This window comes from Bradyrhizobium sp. 33ap4, from assembly GCF_032654765.1.
GTDB lineage: Bacteria > Pseudomonadota > Alphaproteobacteria > Rhizobiales > Xanthobacteraceae > Bradyrhizobium > Bradyrhizobium australafricanum.
In genome coordinates this window covers 1-4,433 of the sequence record NZ_JAUMTJ010000138.1, presented here as the reverse complement: position 1 = coordinate 4,433, position 4,433 = coordinate 1, and the positions used below count along the sequence as shown (strand labels likewise).

Genomic DNA, 4,433 nt, shown 5'->3' with positions numbered 1-4,433 from the left:
CAAGCGGTCTTAGGAAGACAACTATAACACTCAACTCCTTGGCTCACAGAACGACATGGCTACGATCCGACTTAGCTTCGGCAACTACTTGATCACGAGCCGGCAGAGGAGATTCAGCAAAGGCGACATGATCACCTGGCCCCGTCAGCTTCCGCGCAAGCCGGATTGGATTCAGAGCAGCTCCCTCAGGGGGAACTTCGGCGAGTACTGGATTATCTGGATGATCAAGCCATGCCGTCGGCAGTCTCCGTTGCTTTAGAGGAGTTGCAGCGAATAGAAAAACAGTTTCCCGACGAGCCAAGAGTCAATCATCCTGCTTTGTCGTTTCCGACTGATCCGGAAGACCTCACTTTAGATCGCGAACTGTTCTCTCCAGAGGAGCTCCTGCGACCGCTTTCCGACGAGCCAGCAGAGGAGCTTCAGGAAAGCCGAGATGATCAACCCGCGCCGTCGGCTTTCATGCAGGCGCAAGCCGCATCCCACTCAGAGCAGCTTCCTCAGGCGGCGCTTCGGCGAGTGCTGGATCATCTGGAGGATGAAGCTATGCCGCTGCCAGCCTCCGTCGCTTCGAATGAGCTTCAGCGTCTGGAAAAACAGTTGCGTGACGAGTTTCACGGACTTGGAGACAATCATCCTGCTCTGTCATTTTCTGTCGATCAGGAAGACCTAACTTTTGATCTCGAGCGGTTCTCTCCGGGGGAGCTTCGGCGACTACTTGATGAAGAGCCCGCAGAGGAGCTTTAGGAAAGGCGAAATGTCATCCACGCATGTAGCGAATGATCGGCGAGACATTACCGGACACGATCCCCTCGACCACTTGTCATTCGGCCTGCAATATTGGCTCTGACTCACTTTTGATGCAGTTTGGGGGATGTCTGGCGCTTTGATTGGGGGAGAATCAGCGCCATGCAGCAGGCACTCCCGCGCTCCAATCTGGTGCCGAGTGGGTTTGTTGTAGAGAGTGCGTACTTCGAAGGCGATAAGGCCGTTATTGCGGTCCGGGCGTCGGGCAGCTTTGGTCTGTGTCCATCGTGCGGAACGGTTTCCCGGCGTGTCCATAGCCGATATCGGCGACGTGTGACCGATCTGCCGCTCTCGGGGCGGATCGTCCAGCTCCTGGTAATTGCCCGCCGCTTCCGCTGCGACGCCGTCCTGTGCGGGCGTCAGATCTTCACGGAGCGCTTCGCCGCAGGGGTACTGGCTCCGTCGGCGCGGCGCACGGCGAGGATGGAGTCGATCGTTCATCACCTCGGCTTGGCGCTTGGTGGTCGACCGGCGGCAGGCTTCGCAAAAAGGCTGATGCTGCCGGTGAGCAAGGATACGTTGCTGCGCGTCGTCCGGCGCCGTAGCCGTCCGCCGGCTGATCCGCTTAGAGTTATCGGCATTGATGATTGGGCTTGGCGCCGCAATCACCGATACGCCAGCATCATCTGCAATAACGCCGCCGGGTCGTCACCTTGCTGCCGGATCGGGAGCCTGCGACCGCCCAAGCCTGGCTTGCTGCCCATCCTGCGATCCAGATCGTCGCCCGCGATCGTGGCGGTGGATATGGCGAAGCGGCAGCAAAGGCCTTGCCGCACGCGGTACAGGTCGCGGATCGTTGGCATCTGATGGAGAACGCCAGCCGAGCCTTCCTTGATGCCGTCCGCAAATCGATGCGACAGATACGCACCGTCATCGGTGCGACCACGATCAATCCCAAACTGCTCACAGCCGCCGAGCGCCTCCAGTATGAGGGCTATCTTCGCCGCGAGGAGACCAATGCGGCCATCCTGACTCTTTCGAAGAATGGCTTACCCATCAAGCTGATCGTGCGTCAAACTGGCCACAGCAGGAAGCTGGTTCGGCACGTGATCCGCGGCGAGCGCAACGATGTTTTCCGGACCCGACAAAGCTCGTTGGACCTGCATTTGCCTTGGCTCGACGATCAGTGGGCGTCCGGCTGTCGAAACGGAGCTGAACTTTGGCGCCGCCTGAAGGCGCGAGGCTTTCGAGGCTCGCTTCGCGTCATCAGCGAGTGGGCGACCCGCAGACGACGAGCTGAAAAGGCCGACACGCAAAACCTTCAACGGATTCTGTCGGCCAGAACGATCGCTCGTCTCATGACAATCGGCCGGGACTTGCTGACGAAAGCGGAGACCGTCACGATCGCGGCGATCGAAGCTGGCGTACCAAGCTTGGTCGAGGCCCGCGACATCATCGCCGAATTCCACGTGATGATCCGGCGAAAGGTCGAGGAAGGGCTTACCGCATGGATCGAGCGCGCTCGCATCAGTCTCGTCGCCTCGTTCGCGAGCGGCGTCGTCAGGGACGAAGCGGCGGTTCGGGCGGCAATCATCTCGCCCTGGTCCAACGGACAGACTGAAGGTCAGATCACGCGCCTCAAGCTCGTCAGGCGTCAGATGTATGGCCGCGGGAAAATCGATCTGCTTCAGGCCAGACTAATCGGCGCAGAATAATCGGAGCTGCACCAAAACTGCGACAGAGCCAAATTTGCAAGCTGATTGACACCAATGGGTTTATTTGCCGGAGGTATTGCCCGACGAGCACACGCACGTGCATACCGTTTACGACGTGGGCTGGCATCATCACGCCCCGGAAAAAGGCAAGTCCCGTTTTCTCCAATCCTTCCTCTTCGTCCCGCGACCATCCAGTGCGACCGGGCATTAACCCGTGTAGATCGATGTCGTTTCCCGGTCGGTCCCGAATTTCGGCCCGCACCGCCCAAAGAGCATAGAAAGAACTGATGATGTACGTCTGTTCGGCGTCAAACGCGGGCACACGATCATTGATTATCCGATCGGCTAGCTGCTGAAAGCGATCCTCGATCGACTTCATAAAGCCGACTTCAGTGCCGTGATCCCACGCACGTCGTGCGCAGAAGATACTGTCGGCCCGCCGGATTGGGCCGCCTGGCTTCATGTGGACATGAACTCTGCCGTGGGCACCCGCGAACCTCGCGATGCTCCTTGAAGGGAACGTGTGCTGCCCGATCACCAGCCGGTGCGGACTGCCTTTTTGAGGCTTCTCGAATTTTGCCACTACGGATACTGAGAGAAGGTGCCGCAAAGACAGGCGCTATGCTCTACCTTATTTGGAAAAAACTTTGTCTCTGTAAGCATGCAGCCGGCTGTCGCTATGTCTCGCGCTCCTCAACCACCATGGACCACTTGATGAAGCGAATGATCGATTCTTGATCCCGTGCGCCATCTATTCCTCTCTACTTTGGAACGTCTTCTGCCGTGCTCGTTTGAAAACACGGCAAATGAAAACCCGCCGCGGCGGTGCCGGGCGGGCGCATCTATTCACTCAAGCTGATTTGCGACCGAATTCGGCTACGTCGCTGCAGAAGTCAATTTGTGGTCCGGACCTGTGGAGAACGATAGGGTGTATAACATGAGCGTCATCGGTCTAGCCATTGTGCTCGTCATCGGCCTAGCCGCTGGGATGATCGTTTACCTGCTGGTGAGCAAAACCCGGCGTGGGCGCTATAGCCAAAGACAACATATCCCCGATGAACGTGACGCGAACGCTGGCCCGCAAAACCATCCATCCGCAATCGCCGCCCCCGAACGCGGTGACGAGGCCCCGCTCTCCTACAGCGCTCGGCAGCCGGTACACCCACCTTGAAAATGATCCGACCTACGCAACAAGCGTGGAATTGGGCAGCGTTTTGATGGACCTCAGCGAGTTGGAGACGGACCTCGCCCTGGCTCGGCAAAGCAAGGACACGGATTTAGCTCTCAGAATCCGGCTCGAGATGGACGATTTGGAAAATCGCGCTTCCCAATTAGAGAAGCAACTCGCGAATGGTCCCGATATTCGCCCGGGCTAGCCCTGGCCGCTACCGAAAGTACGTCATGCCGCCGACAACGATCGATAGGACAAAAGCCAATGCAGCGGCCCCAATAATCCATGGCATGTCACGGCGTTCTCTGGGGGTCATGCGGATTCTCCGGTCGCGAAATTGAGCGCAAAGAAAAGGCCTCAGCACGAGGGGTGCAAGTGCCGAGACCGAGTCCATATCCCTCGCTCAACGCCGATGACGGTCGGCACTGAACAGGCCATCAACTGACCTGCTAGGGGATGGTTCCTATCCCTGTGTTGCCGTATCAGCTGATCGTGCCACGCCATGGCCGCGAGCGAGCCAAAATAAGCACTGAGGCCAGCTCGACGGCTGCTGTGGCCGTTTCAGGCTCAACAACGAACCATCCGCCGGCCTTTGCATGGTGGGCCAGGTCGCACTGAACCGCCTTGGCGATTGTGGTGGCTGCTGATACGGCGATCAGGTGCCCAAAATGCGCTCTCAATGGTGACCGCTGCCGTCGCTGAGCGCCGCAGCCTCGCAACGGCTGGTGCTGATTCCGCTCGATGTCGCCCACGATTCCGGAATGATCTCGCCCACCGTTCCGATTTGATGTCGCCCGCCATTC

The 4,433-nt window shown here is 58.6% G+C and carries 2 protein-coding genes and 1 pseudogene; all 3 read left to right on the top strand.

Annotated features, from left to right (window positions below; genetic code table 11):
• Positions 1-231 precede the first annotated feature (231 nt).
• The 3 genes and pseudogenes from Q2M23_RS43165 to Q2M23_RS43155 all read left to right on the top strand — a co-directional run bounded on the left by Q2M23_RS43165 (position 232) and on the right by Q2M23_RS43155 (position 3,835).
• Complete coding sequence (locus tag Q2M23_RS43165; protein WP_316399453.1) at positions 232-744, top strand: hypothetical protein; 513 nt, start codon at positions 232-234, stop codon at positions 742-744.
• 162 nt (positions 745-906) lie between these two features.
• Positions 907-2,459: pseudogene (locus Q2M23_RS43160) on the top strand (ISL3 family transposase).
• Positions 2,460-3,514: 1,055 nt separating this feature from the next.
• Positions 3,515-3,835, top strand: a complete 321-nt coding sequence (locus tag Q2M23_RS43155; RefSeq protein ID WP_316399452.1) for a hypothetical protein — start codon at positions 3,515-3,517, stop codon at positions 3,833-3,835.
• Positions 3,836-4,433: the final 598 nt, after the last annotated feature.

Excerpts from the sequence above, each read along its gene's own strand:
- Q2M23_RS43165 (WP_316399453.1), top strand. The coding sequence starts at position 232 with ATGCCGTCGGCAGTCTCCGTTGCTTTAGAGGAGTTGCAGCGAATAGAA.
- Q2M23_RS43155 (WP_316399452.1), top strand. The coding sequence starts at position 3,515 with ATGAACGTGACGCGAACGCTGGCCCGCAAAACCATCCATCCGCAATCG.